Below are 22,688 nucleotides of genomic sequence, written 5' to 3'. Positions count from 1 at the left end.
GGAATGATCCGCTCCTTGACCGCCTGCTTCAGCGCCGAGGACAGCACCATGTGGATGCGCCGCACCGTACTTCCAGACAGAGTCGTGTCGGTTTTTCTCTCGAACCGCTGCACCCGCCCTTTGGTCTTGGAATCATTGTACATCTTCTGGATCTGGATGGCGGTAAGCCGTTTGAGTTTCACTCCTCCGATAGCCGGTACGATGTGGTTTTCGATCATGTTCTCATAGGTCTTTGCGGTGTTGGGGCGGATCACAGGCTTGCTGTAGGTTTCAAACCACAGCCGGCACCACTCCGCCACAGTATAGTCCTCGTTGTGGTTCACCGGGATGCCCCGGTTGTCCCGGATGGCCTTTGCCAGTTTCTCTTTGCATTCAGCCTGCGTCCTGGCGGACACGCTTTTTTGAATGGCGCGGCCGGTGCTGGGGTCGATGCCCTGGGTGTATCGGCCCTCCCAGCGGCCATTGGGTTTTCTGCGGATGCTACCCTCACCGTTTGCTCGTTTCTTTGCCATTGTTCATCCCTCCTTTTGCAACACAAACAAATACCACAGAATCTTTGAAATAGCCACTAAAATATTTCCGTCTTTTTGGCTGCCTGTTCGTCGATCCACGCCATGAACTTATCACGGGGGACGATGATCCGGCTGCCCAGGGTGATGGTAGGGAAATCCTTCCTGTGAGCTACCTCGTAGGCGTGGGCCAGCCCGATGCCCAGTACATCGGCCACATCCTGCACAGTCAGCATTAGAGGAAGTTCATTGAAAGAATTATACTTGGATCGTTTCATCGGATTCCTTTCTACCCTTCTCGTGGAAGGGATTTTATTCTTTGTTTTGCGGCTCATTTTCTGCGCCGCTTACATGGTCATTTCAGGCCACTGCTCCTCATGGTCATCCGGCTTGTGGCCCATAGCAATCTTCTTCTCCTGGATCTTCCTCCTGAGCTTTCGATCCACCTGCTGACCTACTGGGACGGCGGACGGCACGGAGTTGTCCTCAAAGATCCGGCTTATGTGGTAGAGCAGCTGAGTGACCGCCAGCATCACAGAGGGCGGGCGGAGATTGTTTCTCTGCTCCAGGAAGAACTGAGCATACTGATTTCCTTGGGCAGCGGAGCGGCTGAACCACACCGTTGCCTGGGCCTGATCCCGTGGGAGCCCCTGTCCCATTAGGTACAGCTTGCCCAGCATGTACTGGGCGTACTGGTTACCCGCCTCCGCCGATTTGGTAAACCAATCCGCCGCTCTGGAGGTGTCCTTGTTGACAGCGTTTCCCTCCAGATACTCTTTGCCCAGACGGTAGGCTGCGAAGTGGCTTCCGTTTTCCGCCGCCTGTTTCAACCAGTGGATGCCCTCGTCCGGGTCCCGTACCTCCCAATCATCGGACAGAAGCAGCTTGCCAAGGGCGTACTGTGCTTCCGGCAGACCTTGTTTCGCCGCCTGGCTGAGCCAGTGTTTTGCCTTATGGTTGTCCGGGATTAGCAGAGGGCCATCTCGGTAGAGCTGCCCCATCCGGTATTGCGCATAGGCGTCGCCGCGCTCCGCAACCTGCTCCAGCTTCTCTGCCGCCCGGTCACGGTAGTCCAGAGAAATGTCCTCGTTCCGGATGATGCGCCACAGCTCCCGGCAGGCTTGGGACTCATTCCGCACATGTTCCGGTTCATCAGTTTGAGATATGCCATCGTCCTCGAAAGAGATCTCGCCCAGCCGGATGCGCTCCGCCTCCTGAATGACAGCGTTTTTGATCTGCCGGAACTCTTTCTCCTGGGACAGCTTTTTCCGTTCTCTGGGTTTGTCGTGGTAGTAGCTCTCCACCTCGCCTTGGAGCCTGCACCACTGGTCGTAGCACACACGGACCACCGGCAGCTCCTCCAGCTTGTCCACCACCTCATCCACGGTTTTCTTTACGGACTTGGGAAGGTAGCCATAGGATTTTTTGCCCTTGACCGTTTCCAGCTGTCCGACCAGCTGCTCCATCTTCTGCTCGATCTCAGGAGCCGTGCAAATGCTTTGCGCCATCTCCTGAGTGAGCTGCCGGATCGCCCGGCGGGCCTCCCGCACCAGTTCATCCCGCGACTGTGACTTCTGCTCATAGGTGTGGAGCATCTCCTGTTTGAATATCTGATTGGTGAGCGCAGATTTGATGTTGCGGATACCGTCCCGCGTAAGATACGCCTCGCCGGGCACCGTTGACCACGCCATCATGTGGACATGGGGATGCTTGCCCTCATCGTGGAAGGCAGCGTACCAGTGGAAGTGGTTCGGTTGGATGTTCATGGCGGCGGCGATGTCATTGCGGTTGGCCCGGAGCAGATTCCGCCACGCTTTGGCATTGTCGTAGCCAAGACGCGCGGCGTCCTCACGCTTCAGAGAGAGAATATGAGTCCACACATTCCCGCTGTACTGATCCAACTCCCGCATGGTTTTCTCCAAGTCCACAGCATCTTCATCACCAAAGAGCCCGTGGTCACCCAGCCGTTCCGCACGAGGCCGGGTTGCAATGTACTTCATGTAGCCGTCCGATTGCTGCACCTGAAACCAGTTTTCCTCCAGCGCTCGGGTGATAAAGACAGAGGCATTGGCCTTGGTGGGCTTGTCTTTGTAATCGGAATACTCACCCAGCTCCTTCGCCTCCGGGAAATCCTTTGTCAGTTTGGTGATGAGTTGCTCCTGCTTTCGAGTGGGCGGACGGTCATCTGGGATGATCTCCACCCGTTCCCGTGTGCCGATGTACCTCAGATAACCGCTGACCGAACTGCCTCCTCCGCACTTGAGATAAGGACTTTTCACGATCAATCCTGCCACTCATCGTCCTCCTCCCATGCACCACGCACCCGCTGCTCCAGCGAGATGCGGCCATTGGTTTTCCGCACATTTTGAACGCTCTCCGCCCGCCGTCGGTGCAGATCCTCGCCGCTGAACTGATACGCGTCGGCGAGGATACCGGCCACCATGTCCTGCTCCACCGCCTGCCGGAAGGCGATGGAGGACAGCCGCTCCTCCAGCTGTCCCATTCTTCCGTCCAGATAGGACTTGATGGAGGTGGGGAGAAACAGTCCGGCATTGTTGGCGCTGAGATAGTCCAGGTAAAAGTCCACCGCCCGCTCAATGAAGGCAGTGATGCTCCGGCTCCCGTCCTCCTGATACCGGCGCTCCAGAATGGCCTTTTTCTCCGGCGACAGGTAGAGTGGGAATTTCTCTTTTTTGCTCATGTTGGCTCCTTTCCGGGGGTTGACCCCTATTTTTTCCTTGTGACAGTAGGCTTTCGGGCATAGTGACCGCAGAGATGGTATCACTGCCCGGATTTTGACCCCATTTCCAATCCCGCAAAAGCTCCCGCAACTGCCCGCACTGCGGGCAGAAGTGCTTCCGACAGGGGGCGCTTGCGACCCTGTCGTTTATCCTGCTTTTTCTTTCGTCCTCGGGATCGCCTCCGAAAGCGGGTCAAATTGGGCCTCCAACCCCGGGTCGGCACTGGGGACTCGCTTCCGCTCCGAAAGGCGCACATAGGGCGGTCTGGGGGCTTTCACGGGCCAATTCTGCGAGGCGTTCCGCCGCTCTCTGACGGGCGGTATCCTCCTCCAGCTGCTGGAACTGCCGCTCGTAGAACAATTCGATTGCCGCCTGGATCGGACGAATGGTGTAGAGCAGATTCCCGTTGAGGGGCCTGCCGTCTTTGCTCCGCACCATCGTCGGCTCGGTGCGGATGAGACCTTTCTCCTCCAGGCTGCGCACATACTTACTCACGGTGTTCTCACTCATACCCAGCGCCTTGCCGATGGTTTTGTAGCTGGGGTAGCACTGGTAGGTTTCTCTGTCCTCGATGCTCAGCAGATAGCAGTAGATGGAGATCTCCGGGTAACTGAGACCGATGTGAAATACTTCATTGGGAACCTTGAAATAGTTTTTGTCGGGATCTCGTTTGGGCCACTGTTGGAACTTCATATAGCACCTCCCGTATGCTCCTCCATCCACTGAATGCACTTTTCTTTCGGCACCACCATGCGGCTGCCCACGCGCAGTACCGGAAAGCCTGGTTGGTGCATGAGTCCATACCTACTGGACAGTGATACGCCCGGCACCTTTGCCTCACCGTAGTTCTTGTAGACAGATTCTCTCATGTTGACCATCTCCTTCTTAAAACTCCCTCTACTTCTTTAGCCGCAAACATTTGCATGTGACATAGTTTTGACATATCCTTTGGATGGTGTCCGAGTTGTCTCTCTACTTGTATTGGGGAAAATACATCCCACTGACATACATTTGACAGAAAAACGGAGCGTCTGCTTTGTCGCAGACACTCCGTTTGAGGTTGGATTATTTACTTTTGTGCTGGTTTCAGCAGCCGGCATATTCCCTCCGCCTCGTCCCGCTCTTTCAGCAGAGAGGCCAGAGCAGAGAAGAATTTCTTTTGCTGATAGTCCACGCTGCCACGGTTCAGTTGATGGGCTTCCGCGTACTTGCGAATGGACAGGCCATCCACGAACCGCTCCCGGAAATAGCCCTGGTATGTAACCAGCACCGTTTTCAGGACATTGTCCAGAAACTGCAGGCCCTCTTTCAGTTTGGCGAAGTCACTTTTAGTGATGGCAACGAATCTCTTTTCCTTTACGCAGAGGCGATATTTGTTCCGGTCGAAGTTGTAGTGCTCACAGAGATCTTTTGCGTATGCGTAGTAGGTAAGAGATTGCTGATAATCTCGGGAGTCATAAGATTCATCCAGTTGCCATTTTTTTCGTTTACGAACCGGTCCCCGAAAGCCCTCTTCCTCCAGCCGCTCTATGGCTTCCCCTGAGATCTTCATATTGAGCATTCGCTTATACTTAGCTTTCCGTTCTCCGTTCACTTCGATAAAAGCGCAGAAGGACTTTTTGCTGGAGGTGTAGTATCTGGGGACAGTTGCAAAGGGGTAGGTGGTCCAGATGACACTTTCCTCGCCGGTGTCGGCGTCGGTGGCCAGAGAGACTACATAGACCACCTTGCCGTCATACCGCCGGTAGTACCCAGCACGGATTTTTCTTTCTGCCATCTGGTCACCTCACATTTCTGTATACACTTTTGGTTACTGCCTATAGCGTGATCATTGCAATTTTACAACAACCACTTTCTCCCGGTTTTTAGAAAATAAATCTGTGAATGAGCAGTTGCCGAGGTTTACTCGGTAACTGCCCCTATCCTTTATATCGAGGAGTAAGGTATCATATGCCTAATTAAATAGCTGTATCAAAACTTGCCGTATGGAAGAGTCCCGAGGAACTTCTCGAACCCCATAACCAACTATCGTTCCGTTTGCATGCTTTCTTAAATTAGGCGATATAAATTCAGCATAAAGATCTGTAGCAAATGTGTAGTCCCCTCGGCTCATGAGATGCTTACGGAGATAGCCATTCATTATCCCTACAGCATAATCCGCCAACTGAATTCCCACACTTTGAGAACTACACTCTGTCAGCACACCGTGATATACATTTTTGTATTTCACAAAGTCACCTTCCACCATCATTCGATGACAGGCATCTTTGAGGTGTTTAACCTTATCCTGATTTAGCTCATCCATAATCACTGTAGCAAAACTATCGGGTTGGCTATCCATCTGGATTCGCTGAAATGCCTCTTGCATATGAAATTTCAGCACCTCATTTTCCGCTTGATAACATGGTTGAGTGTATATGCAGGTTACGGTAAATATGAACAGCAAAGAAGGCTTGTCCGCCACACGGTTGAAGAAATGGCGGTAGTACCCTTTGATTTTATCTGGGGTAAAGGATTTCAGAAAATCAGCCCGGTATTTTCCTTTGCAAACTTCCCATAAGTCAGACCATTTGATTTCTTCGCCAACTGGGATTCCATATTTGGCGTTGAGTTCCTGAATTTCTTGCTGAAATATGCGATAGTCATTTACAGATAGACGAACATTAGCTCTTATGTAGAAAGGGTGGCTACGGCGAAACGGTTCCGACGGGCGCTTATTGTATGCACCGGCCTCGTCTGTAAAAATATAATACGCTTCACCCACTTATATCCCACCTCTTTCAGTCTATTCATTTTCAACTCTAAACTGCTCCCATGCAGGTTGCATCTCTTTAAGCGCCAAGCTGTAACGAATTTCCTCTGCCAGCGCTTTTTTTGCAATATCTGTTTCGTTTACAATGCACGGCTCTCGTTGTTTGGAAAGCTTGTCATCGAACGAGCCTAAATGACGATGAACATAAATGGCAAAATCTTCGACATCTTCATCGCTCTCAAATAAAAGAATAACATCCAACAGGCGTTGGGTCGCATATTGTGCTTCATGACCGTTGGCGTTACCGATGTGGTATTCCAAAAAGCGTAACAACAAATACTTCAATCCAGAAGTTACATAGTACCTTAGACAAATGTTCGGATCACCATAATTGCGATATGGGATAAACTTCATTTCAGGGCACGGCGCAACCATTCTATAACCATCAAGGGCAGTGATTTGGCAAGAAAAAAGTTGGGTGCTGTAATGGTATATCTTTAATGTGCCATAATATGCTGATGTATCGCTCTGTAAATGATGATAGAACGAACGATGGCCGTTTTTATTGAAGCCATCTTCATCTTCATCTTCCTCATATTCGATAGCAATGGTATATTGCGGAAACAACTTGTGATAATAACAGGAGTTTTCTTCAGTCCACTCTTCTGGCTGGCGAAGAAAAATTTTGATTTGCTCCAATGGTGTCTGTAGCAAGCCAAAGCGCTTTTTCCATAGATATTCCACATCATGAACATCAGCGCTCTTATCTATCGGCGTGTTATTATCCATTACCCTGGTGTAAATATGAAATGCCTGTACGGTTTTTCTTTTCTTGGGAGGCTCCGGTCTATATTTAGTATCTGTATAGCTTTCCACCAGATAGTAGGGAACATCAGTTGTGTTTTTGATAATAAACACATCAATTTCATGTTTCTCTAATTGAATGGTACGCACTTCAACACGGGGACGGATTTGTCCTGCAAAATTCTTTGTGCTTAAAAAATCGACTATGTTTTGCTGGTTCTTCCGGTTGGAATCATTCTCTACTCCTATGATTTCAAATGATTTATCGCGGATTCCCATAATTAAGTAGGTGTCTCGATCTGCTCGATTATTTGCAAGACAAATGATATCATGCAACAATGCAGCTCTATCTTCGTGATGGCATTCTTTGAAGTCCCACCAATCGTCTTCTCGACCGGTACGAATTAAGCTCTCTACCAGTTCTGTTAACTCTTCGTTATAGTCTTCCATAACTAAGCCCTTCGATAAAACAAAATTAGAACAACCCTTGTATCTTTGTAGCTATCAGCGCTGCAGTAACATTTGCACCTACGGCCAGCGCAAATTCTTTCAGTCCAGTCAGGGCCGCTTTGATGATACTGGGTTTCTTGCCTTGTTCGAGCTTGTCGGAAATCTCATCCAGCAGTTCGAGCGCACTCTCCATATCTTCTACGGAAATCTTTTCTTGTTCCAGTGACTCACGGATTTCCTTTATAACATCAGATACTGCGGCAGCAGTATAAGTCGCAGAATTATTGTTACCCGAAATGATTTGGGAGCCACTAACATTTCCATAGATAATGGTTCCGTAATAATGGTTGACCTGTTGAGGTATTTCCTTGGCATTAGCGGATTCCGTTTCATTAAAAGTCATACCGTCACCCAAAATTCCTTTTTCTTCAAGTTTTAGAGTCCACTCCAAAAGACAGGTCTTTACCCTTTCAGAAATTGCATTTAAGGATTCTTTTGTTATGAAAAGTCCGGCTTCAAATACCATTGGAGCATTGGCTGTTTCGGATAACTGCTGAGACAAATTACCTGGAAACGGAATGTATAAGGTTTTATTATCCATTGAAAAACCTATAATCTCGCTAATCGACTGAAAAATCTTTCTATGAGACCATAGCTTTTCTTCTTTTTGATTTTCAAAGATCACAGGAATCCAGCCATTGATAGGGTTATGTAGTTTTACTATACCACATACATTTCGATACTCTGGAATCTGATCGTTTCTGTCGGTATAACCATTCAGTTCATTTTGAATCCACACATCAAATTCTGACAGTTTTAATTTCGTAGCTATCAAATGCGCCTTTCGCAAAGCGTTTACAATGTCGCAATTCCATTGTAAAAGTTCTTGCTGTAATTCTAAAACTATACTGCCCATAAAGTCTCCCTTCTCTCATTCTACCGTGACTTGTCCGTTCATGAGCATTGGGAGAAGCCAGTCACGGAACTTTGCGAGCTCACGGTTTTCTTTCAGACACTGTCCTATTTTCTCGTGAATTGGGGCAACAATTTCTGTGAACTGATCAACTACACCTTTGGGCGGCAAAGCTATAAAACTCTGTTCCAGATGATCAGATGTAATATGTCCCATAGTAGTTTTTCGTGCCTCGGCCATTTTTACAAAGTTGATCACATAAGAGGAAAATTGGTGATATACATATTCCTTACTGTATCCGTTAATTGGAATGACCTTGAAGATATGCTGGTTGAGTCCAGCATCTCCGCCAAACCAATACATCACTTCCAAAGTTGCGGACCAAGAAAACAGAATATCTCCATCGAATATCTTATTCTTATCAGGGATATTGGCAGATACAAGTTCTGTATCTGCTGTTATTCCCTCATGCATTTCTTTGATCTTAACGACAGGAAGCGATACCTCTCCATCTCGCGGGCGGTGTTTTTGGCAGGCCAACCCGTTTATCGGATCAGCAATAGAGTAGAGATTTCCTACCTCCCACCCTTTGGGGATATCCCTTTTAAGCTGGTCATTCCAGACCATCTCACCACCGGAGAAACGGTAGGGCTTATCATCTGTATTTGGGAAATCAAATTGTGTAAACCAGTAGTCGTAGAGCGTTTTCGCCATCTTTTCAAGTATGGTACAAATATGAGTATTGTTTTGAATCAAGTCGTCAATAGCAGATAGAACATCGGCTATTTTTGCTTGATCTGCCACCTTAAACCCGGGGAACGGAAATCCTTTTATATCATCTGAATTGAGATTCTTGCGAACACCTGCAGCTAATGTTCGAAGCTGCTCATAATTATTTTTGAGCCAATAATACAAAAACCTATAGTCAGCCTTCTGAGGGTCAGCTACAATGTTGCAGCAGGCTTGATTAGTCGTTGATTGCATCATTAGAATCGAAGCATTCCCGCGTGTTTTTCCCTCTCCATACATTGCAACAGATACAGTTTTGGGTGGCCACAATTTTATCGTAGTTTCTTTAAGTGCTGTTTTTGATATGTATTCGTTTGCATCGAAAATTTGATATTCTCCGAGTTGCTCAGTTTTCACCCATGGAATGTCATTTGAATTCCAATATTCTGCCTTACTGCGGAGAGGCGTAATTCCGCTGCCAATTTCAGATGAAATATCCAGTATAGTTCTATTCATGGTGTATCCTCTTTAATTGAAGTTTAACTTCATCCTCCAAACGGCGGTTTTTAACAAACATATTTTCCAAACGGTTGGCAAATTCAGACACCTTTTCCGTAAACTCTTCTGGCGTTAGCTCCACATATTCAATCTTGACCTCAAAATACTGACTGGCAGAGAAAGATAGTTTTTTCTCCTCAATATCCTTATAACTAACTGCTACGCAGAAATCATCAATAGGAGTTCCAGCGTTGAAAGTGTCAATAATTTTTCTAATTTCGTCTTGGTTTAAAACTGTACGCTGATTTTTACCATCCAGCTTTTCCTTTGTACCTAACTTAGATGCATCCATTAGAATTACATTACCATCTGTGTTTTCTCGGTCAAGGAACAAAATCGAAACATTTGTGCCAGTGGTAGCAAAAATATTAGACGGCATTGAAATGACGCCACGAAGCATGCGTTCGTCTACCAGCTTCTCGCGAATTGCATACGCTATTTTATTTGACCTTTTGCTGGCAGTCAGAAAACCTGTAGGAACAACAATCGCAGCCTTACCTTTGCTTGCAAGAGAATAAATAATGTGTTGAACAAACAAAAGGTAAATAGCCATACCATCTTTATCCTTGTTTGGGATATTGGGAACACCCGCCCAAAAGCGTTTTTTATAATTTTCTCCTGCCAGAGTGTCCCGATTGTCAGAAAAGTCAAGGTTAAAAGGCGGATTGCTAACAATATAATCAAAGGTCGCCAGCCCATCGCCTTTAGTATTTTTATGATAAGGCCGTAACAAAGTGTCATCGTGGACAACATTAGGTAAAGAATGGACCAAGTTGTTGAGAATCAAGTTCAGACGCAGAAACTCATTAGACTTCTGAGAAATATCCTGGGTATAGAGCGTGCAGTTATTCTCACCAATTTCATGTGCCAATGCCAGCACAAGCGTTCCCGTTCCAGCAGCAGGGTCATACACCGTCACATTCTTTGCGCCATTAGGCACCATGATCTTTGCAATAATACCTGCGATGGAATGAGGTGTATAGTATTCAGCGTACTTACCGAAATCCTTATTATAGTCCTTAATCAGATACTCAAATATTTGAGCAAAGAAATCGTACTTCTGCTCAAACACACTGTCAAAGCTGCAGTCAGCAATTTTGTCGATGATAGCACGGCAAAAATCATCTTTTTTCTCAGCTTCAATCACATACTGGGAAATCCCGCTGAACAAACGCATTTTGGATTGTCCACCGGTTCGGACAGAGAAGATGTCAATGTTGTATGTAGCAATATCCAGTAGAGTATCATCAAAAAGTGTATGAAAATTTTCCTCGTTCTTTCGGTTGAACAAGTAAGAGATAAAGTGGGACTGCTTCAGTTTTGCAGTATCCGGTCCAAAACCAAGCAGAAACAGCTCATAGTCATCATCGCCCATCATTGCAAGTTGCTTTTCAGCATCTGCCGGGGACAGCTTTGCCAGCGCAAGCTCTATCCGCTTCGCTTCGAAAAGGAACTTATCGTTGAGAAACTTGTAGAGAAAGATCTCCGTGATGATTTTATATTCGCTGGAGGCGTTACCCAAGCCAAAATTGGTACATACAGCCTTCAAGCTGTCAATCATCTGCTTCGTTTGCAGGGTAATATTGGAATCCATTATGACGCAAAGTTCCTTTCCGTAAAGTATTCATTTGAAATGCAGGTACCGATGTACTTGATCTGTGCAGCAGAGTATTTCAGATGCTGGGCGTCAAGTTCCTGCTTAATCATTGGGAACATCCCCTGCATGAAGTAAGGCTCATTGTCCATTAAGTGACTATTGGAGAGCACCTGGGAATCCACCTTGTGTTTCAAGTGCATAAGGACCTGATGAAGTATAATGTCCCCAGCGATGGGAAGCGGTGTTTCGCGCAGGCGTTTATGAGTCCGCATAAATTTCACATCACCATTATATTTAGCCGCCAACATCTGATCAGCCAGGTTCTTTTGCTCGGCCTGCTTTCGGATGCGCTCCAGTTTTTCAATATCCGCTGTCATTTCGTCAGCGGTCAATTCTTCGATGTTTTTCTTAGCTAACAAGCGCTGGAGTTCTTCCAGCAGGGTAATGTACTCAGGGTCTTTAGGATCGAGGGTGTGCAGAACGGCCTTGCGAGTCTGGTTAAGGGTGTCTTGGTATTTATCCGCGATGACCAGTTCTTTCTCCGACACCTTTTGAAAATGGAATTCGATTTCATCCATAGCAAGGTTCAGAATGGCACTCATATCCTGGGCTTCTTCAAGGAGTTTCTTCTTGTTGATAAGCCCAATGCGGTTACAGACCTCGCTGTAAAGGGCACCTATATTGTTCAGATCAAACTGTTCAACCAATTCGTTATAACCAAATAGTTTTGCGATATTGAACAATTCTTTATACAGCTCCAACGCATGTCGAAGCTGTATAAGATCCTGCTTATCCTCTATGGCAGAAATTTGCTGTGAGAAGATCTCCGCATTTCTGGTATCATACAGAAAGAGTGTGTCCTTGATTTCCTGCAAGTCGTCCTCAATAGCCTCTGGAGACTTGAAAATGTTATCGTACTGCTTGAACTCGTCGCCCAGTTCTGCCTGAAGTTCCTTAAAATATGCTTTGTTGGTCTTATCAAATTCTGCACGGATATCCGCAAAATCGACCACATAACCATATCGATAGTTTTTATAGGGACGATTGACACGGGTCAACGCCTGCAGCAAATTATGGTCTTTGATAATACGGCCCAAGTAGAGTTTTTTCAATCTGGGCGCATCGAAGCCAGTCAGCAGCATGTTGTAAACTACAAGGAAGTCAATCGTTCCTTTTTTGAACGCATCAATATTACCTTTTCGGGTTTCCTTGTCGTCCACATCATGCAAAATTAATGCTGCCGAACAAGGATAGGATTTTAACTCTTCGAAAATGGCACGTGCCTGTGCGGAAGAATCACAAACGATCATACCACCAATAGACTGATCGTTCATGGCAATACGGCTCTTGCGAAAATCATCCGTAATATACCGGACTAAAGCAGAGACATATTTCGGGTGGGCATACAGTTCTTTCTTATCGAGAGAGCCTTTGAGCATTTCGATTTCTTCCAGCGCTTTTTTCAGTTTTTTCTTGTAGGTGGTTTCAATGCCTTCGCGGATCAATTTGAGCGTATATCCATCGGCAATAGAGCGATTGTAGTAGTATTTGTGAATATAATTGCCAAACACAGACTTGGAGTCGTACTTCTTTCCAGCAATCGGTTTTCCTTCGTCATCGTAAATCGTTCCAATTAGTGGCGTACCTGTTAGCGCAATTATAACTGCTTCTCGGTCGGAAGAAAGCAGATTGGCCAGAAAAGAACCTGTCGGCTTATAGCTGCGGTGAGCCTCATCCAAAAAATAGATTCGTTGTATGTTTACTGCATAGTCAGACTGTTTTACAATAGATTCCTTGGAAAATTTCTGGATGTTAACCACTGTAATTGTGGGCTTTCCAGTATTATTGACTGTTCCAGTAGAATGAATGTTTCTGATAAAATCTTCTTTGGAATCAATTTCGTCCACATGAAGTCCACGAGCGCGGAACTCATCAGCCGCCTGTGTCAACAAGTCAAGCCGGTCTACAATAAAATAGAATTTTGCAATTGTTCCACGCTTTTGATAGTAGTCGGTCAGATAGCGGACATTGTAATACGCAAGCGCTGTCTTACCACTGCCCTGCGTATGCCAAATGATTCCGTTTTTGATCCCGGCGTTCAGTTTGTTTTCAATTGCTTTTGTTGCAAAGAACTGTGGATACCGCATCAGATGCTTTTCCAGATGAGTGATACCATCTTCATCTGTCCGCTCTACATAAGCAATTGCGTATTTCAGCAAGTTTAAAATGCGTTCAAATGAGAAAAGCGATGTGATAATTCTATTAGTTGGCGAAACAGGAGAACTATTTGTTACATATTCTGGGCTATATTTAATACTACTCAGATTATTATCTGTCAGAATAAAGTTTTCAATCGACTCTTCTTTCTCTGACACAGAAGCCAGAAGTTTCTTGTCTTCCTCTCGGAAATGACTAAAAAACAATTTGTCATAACTGATAGTTGAGTAGAATGCGCCTTCCAGCGGGATGACTTCGGTGTCATCATATTCGCTGTTGTTAGAAAAGACCATAATCTGTGCGAGATTAATAAAGCGCCTAAATTTCATATTCTTGACACGTATTAGCATACGGTCATATTCAGCCTTGATTCCGTCTTTATTATTGGGTTTCTTGACTTCAACGAAAGACAGAGGCAACCCATTGATCAGGAGTGTGATATCAGGGCGAAATTCATCAGAACCATTCTTACAAGTCATCTCCGTGACTACATGATAAGAGTTTACAGCACCCTTGAAATCTTCAAAATCGACCAACCTTAAGCCATGATATCCGTTGAGGAGAATGGAGTAAAATTCCCTGCCCAAATCATTGTTTTCCAGCATTGCCTTCAAGACATTGACAATTTTCTGAACATCCTCAGTAGTCAAAGCAGTAGCATTGATCCGATTTATGGCATCACGAAGGACATCAATCAAAATATTGGTGTCGCTGTCAACGACTCCTTCGTATTTTTTTAGTGAAATATATTGATATCCAAGACGAGTAAAATGCACTAATGCAGGAATTTTAACTCGAGAGTTTTCATTATGCGGCATTGTGCAGTCCTCCTTTGTGGCAGAGTAGGCTTTTTGACTTATGATTTCAACTTATATTTGCGGTTTCGAATGCTGTCCTCAGCAACAATAATTGTTTCTTCAACGCCTAACACAATAATCCCACCGTAAGTGTTGGCCAAAGGCGGAGTAGGTTTCCCAAATACTTTTAGGAAGAACACCAAGGTCTTCTTGGCCTCAATGCAGTTATTCTCCCGATACTACTCTATCTTGATAAAGTCAATCATCGCTTTTCTCCTTCACCAGCTCGATAATATCGCAGAAATCGCAGTCCAGCGCTTTACAAATCTTAGTAAGGATCTCTGTGCTAACATGCTCATTCTTGCCCAGCTTGGCAAGAGCAGTGGTAGAAATACCTGTAGCCAGGCGCAGATCCTTCTTTTTCATATTCTTATCAATCAGGAGTTTCCACAGTTTATTGTAGCAAACGGTCATAATAACACCTCATGCGCTGTGTTTATACTTATATGAGTTAATTTTAGCAAAGGATATGTGCTTTGTCTATTAAAAATCTATTTTTTAGATTTATGCTTTCAGTTCCAGACGCTTATTTCAAATCAGGCACAGTTCGCAAATAACTTTTCAATATCCAATATGCTCTGGGTCGATTCATAAAAAGGCAGTACCAATTTTGTAACAATCCGCATTTATACGCGTCATATAGGCAGAAAGCGAGGTGGTGTGGATGGATTTCGACCAACTGTACAAGGAGCAGTTCCCCGTGGTGTACCGCTATCTGAAAGGACTCTGCGGAAACAAGGCACTGGCAGAGGAATTGACCCAGGAGACCTTCTGCCGCGCCATTGAACACAGCGCCTCCTTTCAAGGAAAATGCCGGCTGTCCGTATGGCTGTGCCAAATTGGGAAGAACTGTTGGCTCTCCTATTTGAGAAAAGCAAAACGACAGGCGGGAGATGAGGCCCTGGAGCAGATTCCTTCCCCGCAGAATGTAGAAGAGGATCTGCTCATCGAGGAAAATGCCCACCAGATCCATCAGCGGCTCCATGCTCTGCCAGAGCCATACCGGGAGGTGTTTACCCTGCGGGTCTTTGCGGAACTACCCTATACGCAGATCGGCGAATTGTTCGGCAAATCTGAAAACTGGGCCAGAGTGACTTATTATCGCGCGAAACAGAAAATCAAGGAGGGGTTATGATGAAATGTGATATCATCCGCGACCTGCTGCCTCTATACTGCGACGGGCTGTGCAGCGAGGCCAGCAAGCAGGAGATCGAAGCCCATGTGGCACAATGCGAGGAATGCCGCGCCTGTTTGGCGGAAATGAAAGAGGAGGCTCCCGTCCCCTCGCTCTCTCCTGAGTCGGAAACGGAAGCCCGTGTTCTTCAGGGAGTGAAGAAGAAGTTTTCCCGTGGGCGCCGGCGTGCGGTCCTGATCGCCGTGGCGGTCATGCTGATTTTTTCCATTGTTTTGGCGGGTGCGGCCGATGTTCCGCAGCCGGTATCCTATACGGACGGTCTGGTGACGGCAGAGCTTGCGGTGGATGAGGTGATCGACCTCTACTATCACGGCGGGAGCTACGATTCTTTCCACGGCTTCAGCCGGGAGGTGGACGGACGGAATGCTGTTTTCCTCTATTTTGACCGTACCCTTCGCTCGGATGTGATGCCAGATCGTGAGGGACATTTGTGCATCGGCAACGGTCTGCTGACCGACTTTGAGACAGCCACCTATCAGGTGGATCGGCAGGGGGATGCGGTCTACTATTTGGTGGGAGATTATCTGGAACTTCCCGGTCTGGCGCAGGCCGAATTTGAGCAGGTCGTGGCGGATGCGGTCCTTCTGTGGGAACGCTGAACCAAGCCTACAAGCAGAATGCCTGGGCAGCTTTTTGAGGGCTGCCCAGGCTCATTTTATATTTCGTCTTCCCATACACAATGAGCGTCCGTTCTCCTGGTCCGACAGGAGAATGAGCGCTCGTTTCCTTCATTTTGCAGTTCTATTGAGAGCCTCCACGCCAGTTCAAAGCCGGCAGTAAAACTGTCGAGGGAGGTCTGTTCTATGATCAAGTTCTGGGCATCAATGATTCGTAGCACCAGCTTGCGTTCCGGCTTTGCCAGCGCCTCGATCAATGCTTTGTGGCACTCCTCCACTTCGTTCTCCTGTTCATCAAGCTCCGGGCGGACATAAAAGTAATCATACAGCTCTTTGAGCAGTTTGTTTTTCATCGTCATCATCTCTTTGTGCCCCAAACATATACCACACCTTCCGCAGAATATCCATCAGCATTTCAGAAGATTATCCAGAATATTTGCCGCTTCCCTAAGATCTGCCGTGGATGCTTCATTGGGCTTGTTTTCGCATTTTGCGGCAGTATGGGCCAGATATGGTGCATAGTTCTGCCGGGTCATTGCGATCCTGAAGTGGCCCAGCATCTGAGAAACCTCTTCCGTGTCCATTCCATTTTGCAGAGACAGGACAGCGCAGGTGTGCCGGAGATCCGCGAACCGAATGTGGTCCAGCCCGGCCTCTTGGATGATCTCATTGTGCAGCCGGCGCACCATCTGGGGCGAGTAGGGCCTCTGGGTGGCCGGGTGCATGAACATAAGAGGACTTCCTGGGTGTTTGGCGTGTTCCAGGTGCAGGAGTTCAACCGCTTCCGAGGTCAGGCTGACGATCCTGGTGCCTCCTTCGTACTCCACCAGCTCCCGCCGCTCCACCGAGCGTTTCTCAGTGATGGTAAGCGTCCCCTTTTTTACATCCAGGTCGCTCCACTTCAAGGCAATCAGTTCTCCCTGCCGAAGTCCCGCTGTCAGCGCCAGCAGGAACATGGGGAGGTGGCCCAACCGCTCTGCCGCGTCCAGATAATCCTCCGCTTCTGCTGGCGTCAGCACATTGGCGCTGACCTGCCTGGGCTTTGGGTAGTGAAATGCTCGGGCGGGGTTGTCCGTTATCAGTCCATCCCGGATTGCCTGATCCAGACATTGCTGGAGCAGCCGGTGGATGTGCCGCATGGTATGCTCCCCCAGCCCTGGGTATTCGGGGCTTTCTGGGCGGTGACCGCCAAAGCGCCTGCGCTCCTCCAGGAAATCTCCCACCTGCTCCACGGTCAATTCAGAGAGTGGGATCTCCCCCAGGCCAGGGAGGATATGATTCTTAAAGATGTAACCGTGGGCCGCGTAGGTAGTCGGCCTGCTCTGGTTCTTGTCATAGACCTCCTGCCAGCGGAGGATATACTCTCTCAGCGTCATATCCCCACCTCCCCACATTGGTGTTGGAGGTTCCGGAAGGCCACCCACGGCAGCCCCGCCTGTTTGAGTATCCGCTTGTGGAGGTAGTAGAACTCGTGGAGCTGATACGGCGCTCCGGTCTTGGGGTTGAGGAACACATAGCGGCCGGTTTCCGGTATCTGCTCCAGGAGATGCTCCGCCTTGCTGTTAAGGGTCAGCAGGCGCTGCCCCTTGAGGATGTACCGGCAGCGGATATGAAAATCGGCCCACGACAAGGTGATGAGTTCACATTGCCGCAGGCCGCTGGAGAGTCCTGTGTAGATGAGAGGGAGTGCGCCCAGTTGTCCCGCCGCGTTCAGATACCGCTGGAGCTGCCCCAGGCGCAAAGGAGTTGTTTGATACGCTTCTGCTTGTGGTTCCCGGCAGAGCCGCACCGGGTTGTAGGGGATGCGCTGGTCGCGGGCCGCTTCATCCATACAGCGCCGCAGGAGCAGATGGACGCACCAGACGCTTCTGGCGCTGAGTCCCTGGCTCCGCAGACTGTCATAGAAGCTGGTGACGGTGCCTTCTGACAGCTCCACCAGCCGAATATCACCGATTCCGGGGAGGATGTGGCGGTAGATCAGATTTCGGTATCCGCCCACGGTGCTGCCGCTCCATCTGCCCTGATTCTCGTAGAACCAGCGGTCGCACCACTGGCCTACCGTGTAATTATTCTCATTCTGCATATCGTCGCCTCCTTTTGGCAAACGAACAATATCACAGAAAGAGAGAAATAGCCACTACTTTATCGCCTTGCGTAAGCCTCTGTTGTCTTTTGTACGACGGCATGGTAGAATGAGTTAACTTTCCATGCTGCTTATAAAGAGTGCCTTATTCTTTGTTTATGCGGCGCAATTCCTGCGTCGCTCCTCTGCGGTAATTTGCCCTGCCATTGCCCCTCAAACTGGGCGGAATATCTTTTAATACACAGAATCCAATCCCACACAAATCCCAAAAGACGAAAGGGTTTCTTGAAACAAGCAGGGCAAAAGAGTGTTAAAGAGGAACTGCCCAAGCAGAGGAAAGGTCCAAAGAGGACGGAAGAGTGCCGGCTGAAGGTTCCGACACACATTTGGGAGCAGGATGCCGGGAGTTCGAGTCTCCCCACTCGGACCACGGGTAAGTCTGTATAGGACTTACCCGTTTTTTAATTTTTTGTAAAAGGAAAGTTCAAAATCCCCATCATTCCCAGGTTCCAAGAAAGGCCCGGAGACTTTGATAATCTTTTGCTGATCGGTTTTGACAAAACTCATGTGGAGGATCAGAATCACCTGGACCGCATGGTCCACTTCTTCCTATACGACTATCGCTTTGAGCGGGTGTGGAAGAATCCGGACAACGACATTGAAAAACTGTCCCGCTACCGTGCGGTGCTTTCGCCAGATTTCAGTATGTACCTGGAGATGGCGTCCGTCATGCAGCTTTACAACGTATTTCGCAATCGCTGGTGCGGCACTTGCTGGGCATCCAAAGGGATTCGCGTGATTCCTACCGTCAACTGGGGCGATGAATCCACATTTGATTTCTGCTTTGAGGGGATTGAAAAAGGAAGCGTTGTTGCCGTCTCCACTTATATGGCCTCAGAGCACGACAACCGCTGCGACCAGAAAGAATGGTTCATGGCAGGCTACAACGAGATGCTACGGCGTATTGAGCCGGAAAAAATCATCTGTTACAATACACCGTTTCCCGAAATGCAGGGCAATCTCATCTATGTCGATTACGAACGCAGCTCTTGGCGGTATCTAAACTACGAGCGTTCATTCCCAAAAGAAGATTTGGATGCGTTCAAAATGGATGGTGCACCAATCGGGAATTGTGATACAATAGAACCGTACCTGATTGGAAAAGGCGGAGGCAGCGCATACGGTGGAGCGTGGAAACCGTCTAAGCCGGATGATGGACGTTTTATAGGTGAACCCGGCAGCATCAACCGCACAACAGATCGTAACGGGAATTTAAGAGAAACTAAAATCGGTGCAGACGGAAGGGCAGTCAAGGAGCGGCACTACTCAGATCACGGCAGTCCCAAACAACACTCTATTCCTCACGACCATACCATTTCATGGGAAGGAAACCGACCAAACTGGGGCAAAGCAGAAAGCTATTGGGATGGAGATATTCCTGATTTCAAGTCATATTGGAGGTATGATATGTCCTATCACATTTTAAAATCTCAAAACTCACTGGAAGATAACCGTTTTAAATCGATCAGCGATTTCAAGTGGTGTATGAAATGTGGTGGAGAAGTAGAAATCGAATGGAACGGCATTCATTATGGCATTATCCGATATGGGACAGATGATAAAATCACAATCTATGTTTGGAATCGTCCTGAAACGGAATGCTGCTTTGACACCGTTGATGATGCGTTGGAGTATATGGTTGGTTCAGACCGCATGCGTGATGTGATTACACGTGTTACAGTTTTGGATCGTACAATTTGAGATAAGAACCTCTTGCTGCGCTAAAACCATTGATATGACTGGATCTTTCCAAGTCCTATAATTACACTCAGACCACTTTTTACTGAAAAACCGCCTATTTAGGTGGTTTTTCTGCGTTTTCCCCTGTAGTTTGTCATTATGATTCCCTTGAGGTTGCTTTAAGGATTATGCGCGAAAGATATACAGATAGAAAATAATGGAACAATATCAGTATCTCTCCTATTATAAAACAGTAGAATTGGATGGATTTTATTCCTCTCAATATTGTAAGTGGATATCGTGGTTCAGTTGCCGCGGGAAGAAATTTCTGGGAAGGCAAACACCAAAACAATTCCCACATCCCGGTATCTGATGCGATTGTGGCGCTATACCAGGATGAAACAGCCAGAATTACCAGCGCATTTCTAATTACAAAGCGCCTGGATAATTTCAGTATCACGAAGCACGAGACATTGACCCCAATTTTGTGGGTGCCCGCCAGCCACGCCCCAGCTACCGTCAACTCCATCCTGGCCGCCGTCAATGGTTTCTTTCGCTTCATGGGTTGGAAGGACATCGCTGTAAAGCTGTTGAAAATACAAAAGGCCCTCTTCTGCGATGAACGCCGGGAGCTGACTCGCGCGGAGTATGCCCGGCTGGTCAGCGCAGCTCAGAAGGTGGGCAATGAGCGGCTGTCCCTGGTCATGCAGACCATCTGCGCCACTGGTATCCGCGTGTCCGAGCTGCGCTTTATCACCGTTGAGGCCGTGACTACGGGGCGGGCCGAGCTCTGCAACAAGGGCAAACGCCGCACGGTCTTCCTCCCGGGCCGGCTACGCCGGCTGCTGCGGAAATACCTTCAGAAGCAAAAAAAGACCGCCGGAGCGGTATTCACCACCCGGACGGGCAGGCCGTTGGACCGGTCAAATATCTGGCGGGATATGAAAGCCCTCTGCGAGAGCGCGGACGTGGAACCAGGCAAGGTATTCCCCCTCAATCTGCGTCATTTATTCGCAAGGACCTACTACTCTTTGGAAAAAGACCTGTCCCGGATGGCGGACATTCTGGGCCATTCCAGCGTGAACACCACCCGTATCTATACCGTGGAGAGTGGCGGCGTCCATCAGCGGCAGTTAGAGCGCATGGGGCTAATTATCACATAGTTCTTCTGTTGCAACTGATATGCTTTTGCTTGAACTATAATTTTTATTCATTATAGTACATACCTCGGAAAGTTGCAAGAATTTTCATCCGGTGTTCACTTTTGGGCGAAGAAACAAGACGGGACAAGCACGAATTTTTGCCCCGTCAGCTTTGCTATGGGAAAATGAGCTTTGCGGAAAGAAATGACTGCCGTTTTTGCCTTAAATGCGATGTTAGAACATGAAAATCTTTTAAGGCTGCAACAGAAGGAGAAGAATGTAGTCAAACCTCACGGCGGCCCTTCACAGAGGCGATTTGGTGGGCAAGGCCCCGAGGGTTTGACGCTCTGATTCCTTCACAAACGGAATGGAGGGATACTGCTATTCATCAAGATCGTCCTACAGAAACAAAAAAATTTGAAGGAGAGGTACAACCATGAATACGAAAATCACAGCAAGTTGTTTGTCTCTGGCGCTGGTCTTGGGGCTGTTCTCTTCCACGGCCCTGGCAGCAGAATATCCCAATCAACCTGCAGACGCTGACGAGGCCGTTGCTCAAAGTCAGGAAGTGGCCGAACCGACGCCTGCGGCAAAAGAAAGCGGGGGAAAAGAAGTCGATATTATGCGGACGCGGTGAATACCCTGGCCTCCATCGGCGTTACTAAGGGCGTCGGTGACAATCAGTTTGCCCCGGATCGCGCCATTACCCGCGCAGAGTTCACTGTGATCGCCATGCGCTTTGCCGACCTGGACACCAGCGGCGAGAATATCTTCACTGATGTGAGCGCAGATGATTGGTTCTACGAGCAGGTGGTCGGCTCCATCAAGTACGGCTGGATCACCGGTTACGAGGACGGCACCTTCCGTCCCAACAACACCATCACTCGGGCCGAAGTGACCACCATCGTCAACCGAATGCTGGGCCGCGCAGCGGACAAGGACTACGTGGATGACCACATGGACGAGCTGCGCCAGTTCCCGGACGTGTCCAAGACCAACTGGGCCTACTATAATATCGTGGAGGCCACCAACGCCCACGATTATACAAAATCCTCCGGTACGGAGACGTGGACGAACGTGACCGACTGAGCACAGACTTGCAGAGCCCAGACAGTCACGGGCAAAGCATGACACCCAAAGCGGGGCTGAGGTATCATAAACCTCAGCCCCGCTTCGTATTTGAAAAGCAGGTTTTCAGCTTTTAACTTGCGGTGGAACCAGAAAACCATGCCGAAAGGCGTGTTCAACCGGGCGCGGAAGCGGCCCGGTCCGGGGCTTGGGGAGGCCCCAACCGGCGTTTCGGAATAGCCTTTTGACTATTCCAAAACATTGCTGGCCTGTGCTATCGGAACATGCCTATGTTTAGCGCCAATTAGGAACGCTGTAAATACAAGGGTTTCCGGCCCAGACGAAACCGGAAAAGAAAAAAAGAACACTATCACATTACGCAAAGGGCCGTCCATGGGCAAACATGGGCGGCTCTTTTGCGTAGAGGACGTGAAAGGAGGCAAAAATTATTTAACAAAATTACTGGCAAAAGTTTGTGCAAGACTACAAAAATGAAAAAGGAGGCTAAAAAGTGGCAGAGGACAAAATGAACACCGGTCCGGAGGAGCAGGTCCCCGGTGAGGGAGAAACCACAGTCACACCCCCGGAGACAGCCGGGGGCGGTCCACCTGTTCAGGAGGACGGCGAAGTGGTGATAAATATTGATACCATAGACCGCCTTATGGCGGAGCGCCGCGCGGCTGCCCGCGAGGAGGTGGAACAGGGCGACGCCGCGT

The 22,688-nt window shown here is 48.2% G+C and carries 21 protein-coding genes and 4 pseudogenes; 7 read left to right on the top strand and 18 right to left on the bottom strand.

Annotated elements, in window-relative coordinates; all coding sequences use genetic code 11:
• The 14 genes and pseudogenes from AB5H98_RS07670 to AB5H98_RS07605 all read right to left on the bottom strand — a co-directional run.
• Positions 1–512: pseudogene (locus AB5H98_RS07670) on the bottom strand (site-specific integrase); the annotation flags it as partial.
• A gap of 56 nt (positions 513–568) precedes the next feature.
• Positions 569–787, bottom strand: a complete 219-nt coding sequence (locus tag AB5H98_RS07665) for a helix-turn-helix domain-containing protein (RefSeq protein WP_367925326.1) — start codon at positions 785–787, stop codon at positions 569–571.
• 69 nt (positions 788–856) lie between these two features.
• Complete coding sequence (mobP3, locus tag AB5H98_RS07660) at positions 857–2,803, bottom strand: MobP3 family relaxase (protein WP_367925325.1); 1,947 nt, start codon at positions 2,801–2,803, stop codon at positions 857–859.
• Positions 2,791–3,210 carry a hypothetical protein gene (locus AB5H98_RS07655; protein WP_367925324.1) on the bottom strand — a complete coding sequence of 140 codons (420 nt, stop codon included), beginning with the start codon at positions 3,208–3,210 and terminating at the stop codon, positions 2,791–2,793. The genes mobP3 and AB5H98_RS07655 overlap by 13 nt, the downstream gene beginning before the upstream one ends.
• A 232-nt stretch (positions 3,211–3,442) precedes the next feature.
• Positions 3,443–3,943, bottom strand: coding sequence for a helix-turn-helix domain-containing protein (locus tag AB5H98_RS07650; protein WP_367925323.1), 501 nt, complete (start codon positions 3,941–3,943; stop codon positions 3,443–3,445).
• Positions 3,940–4,119, bottom strand: coding sequence for a DNA-binding protein (locus AB5H98_RS07645; RefSeq protein ID WP_367925322.1), 180 nt, complete (start codon positions 4,117–4,119; stop codon positions 3,940–3,942). Before AB5H98_RS07645 ends, AB5H98_RS07650 begins: the two co-directional genes overlap by 4 nt.
• 200 nt (positions 4,120–4,319) lie before the next feature.
• Complete coding sequence (locus AB5H98_RS07640) at positions 4,320–5,027, bottom strand: hypothetical protein (protein WP_367925321.1); 708 nt, start codon at positions 5,025–5,027, stop codon at positions 4,320–4,322.
• Between the two features lie 177 nt (positions 5,028–5,204).
• A complete protein-coding gene (locus tag AB5H98_RS07635; RefSeq protein ID WP_367925320.1) occupies positions 5,205–6,014 on the bottom strand; it encodes a DUF3800 domain-containing protein in 810 nt (269 codons plus the stop codon).
• A 21-nt stretch (positions 6,015–6,035) separates the two neighbouring features.
• On the bottom strand, positions 6,036–7,256 hold the full coding sequence (locus AB5H98_RS07630) for an ATP-binding protein (RefSeq protein WP_367925319.1): 1,221 nt from the start codon (positions 7,254–7,256) through the stop codon (positions 6,036–6,038).
• A 25-nt stretch (positions 7,257–7,281) separates the two neighbouring features.
• Positions 7,282–8,172, bottom strand: a complete 891-nt coding sequence (locus AB5H98_RS07625) for an ABC transporter substrate-binding protein (RefSeq protein ID WP_367925318.1) — start codon at positions 8,170–8,172, stop codon at positions 7,282–7,284.
• 15 nt (positions 8,173–8,187) lie between these two features.
• Positions 8,188–9,414 (bottom strand): restriction endonuclease subunit S, encoded by a 1,227-nt coding sequence (locus AB5H98_RS07620; RefSeq protein ID WP_367925317.1) that lies wholly within the window; start codon positions 9,412–9,414, stop codon positions 8,188–8,190.
• Entirely contained in the window at positions 9,407–11,050 is a 1,644-nt protein-coding gene (locus tag AB5H98_RS07615) for a class I SAM-dependent DNA methyltransferase (RefSeq protein WP_367925316.1), read from the bottom strand. Before AB5H98_RS07615 ends, AB5H98_RS07620 begins: the two co-directional genes overlap by 8 nt.
• The gene (locus AB5H98_RS07610) at positions 11,050–14,088 is read right to left on the bottom strand and encodes a type I restriction endonuclease subunit R (RefSeq protein ID WP_367925315.1); all 3,039 of its coding nucleotides are present in this window, start codon (positions 14,086–14,088) and stop codon (positions 11,050–11,052) included. Before AB5H98_RS07610 ends, AB5H98_RS07615 begins: the two co-directional genes overlap by 1 nt.
• Positions 14,089–14,325: 237 nt before the next feature.
• Complete coding sequence (locus tag AB5H98_RS07605) at positions 14,326–14,541, bottom strand: helix-turn-helix domain-containing protein (RefSeq protein WP_367925314.1); 216 nt, start codon at positions 14,539–14,541, stop codon at positions 14,326–14,328.
• A 250-nt stretch (positions 14,542–14,791) separates the two neighbouring features.
• Between AB5H98_RS07605 and AB5H98_RS07600 the strand changes: the two genes are divergently transcribed.
• Both AB5H98_RS07600 and AB5H98_RS07595 read left to right on the top strand, forming a co-directional pair.
• Positions 14,792–15,262 (top strand): RNA polymerase sigma factor, encoded by a 471-nt coding sequence (locus AB5H98_RS07600; RefSeq protein ID WP_367925313.1) that lies wholly within the window; start codon positions 14,792–14,794, stop codon positions 15,260–15,262.
• Positions 15,259–15,921 (top strand): anti-sigma factor, encoded by a 663-nt coding sequence (locus AB5H98_RS07595; RefSeq protein WP_367925312.1) that lies wholly within the window; start codon positions 15,259–15,261, stop codon positions 15,919–15,921. Before AB5H98_RS07600 ends, AB5H98_RS07595 begins: the two co-directional genes overlap by 4 nt.
• 56 nt (positions 15,922–15,977) lie before the next feature.
• Here the strand turns inward: AB5H98_RS07595 and AB5H98_RS07590 are convergent, their stop codons facing one another.
• The 4 genes and pseudogenes from AB5H98_RS07590 to AB5H98_RS07575 form a co-directional block, all read right to left on the bottom strand.
• Entirely contained in the window at positions 15,978–16,292 is a 315-nt protein-coding gene (locus tag AB5H98_RS07590) for a DUF6809 family protein (RefSeq protein WP_367925311.1), read from the bottom strand.
• 54 nt (positions 16,293–16,346) lie between these two features.
• The gene (locus AB5H98_RS07585; RefSeq protein ID WP_367925327.1) at positions 16,347–17,078 is read right to left on the bottom strand and encodes a tyrosine-type recombinase/integrase; all 732 of its coding nucleotides are present in this window, start codon (positions 17,076–17,078) and stop codon (positions 16,347–16,349) included.
• An 81-nt stretch (positions 17,079–17,159) separates the two neighbouring features.
• Positions 17,160–17,315, bottom strand: a pseudogene (locus AB5H98_RS07580) (site-specific integrase); the annotation flags it as partial.
• Entirely contained in the window at positions 17,312–18,022 is a 711-nt protein-coding gene (locus tag AB5H98_RS07575; protein WP_367925310.1) for a tyrosine-type recombinase/integrase, read from the bottom strand. The gene AB5H98_RS07575 and the pseudogene AB5H98_RS07580, both read right to left, overlap by 4 nt.
• Positions 18,023–18,505: 483 nt before the next feature.
• Here AB5H98_RS07575 and AB5H98_RS07570 point away from each other — a divergent pair.
• From AB5H98_RS07570 to AB5H98_RS07550, 5 genes and pseudogenes are all read left to right on the top strand, one after another.
• A pseudogene (locus AB5H98_RS07570) lies at positions 18,506–19,783 on the top strand (DUF4417 domain-containing protein); the annotation flags it as partial.
• 242 nt (positions 19,784–20,025) lie between these two features.
• Positions 20,026–20,925: a tyrosine-type recombinase/integrase gene (locus tag AB5H98_RS07565; RefSeq protein WP_367925309.1), complete on the top strand. Its 900-nt coding sequence runs from the start codon at positions 20,026–20,028 to the stop codon at positions 20,923–20,925.
• Positions 20,926–21,340: 415 nt separating this feature from the next.
• On the top strand, positions 21,341–21,541 hold the full coding sequence (locus AB5H98_RS07560; protein ID WP_367925308.1) for a hypothetical protein: 201 nt from the start codon (positions 21,341–21,343) through the stop codon (positions 21,539–21,541).
• Positions 21,538–21,993: an S-layer homology domain-containing protein gene (locus AB5H98_RS07555; RefSeq protein WP_367925307.1), complete on the top strand. Its 456-nt coding sequence runs from the start codon at positions 21,538–21,540 to the stop codon at positions 21,991–21,993. The genes AB5H98_RS07560 and AB5H98_RS07555 overlap by 4 nt, the downstream gene beginning before the upstream one ends.
• Before the next feature lie 490 nt (positions 21,994–22,483).
• Positions 22,484–22,688: pseudogene (locus tag AB5H98_RS07550) on the top strand (hypothetical protein); the annotation flags it as partial.

This window comes from uncultured Ruthenibacterium sp., assembly GCF_963558415.1.
Classification (GTDB): domain Bacteria; phylum Bacillota; class Clostridia; order Oscillospirales; family Ruminococcaceae; genus Ruthenibacterium.
Note: the sequence above shows the minus strand (reverse complement) of the source record. Positions and strands in the feature narration are given on the sequence as shown.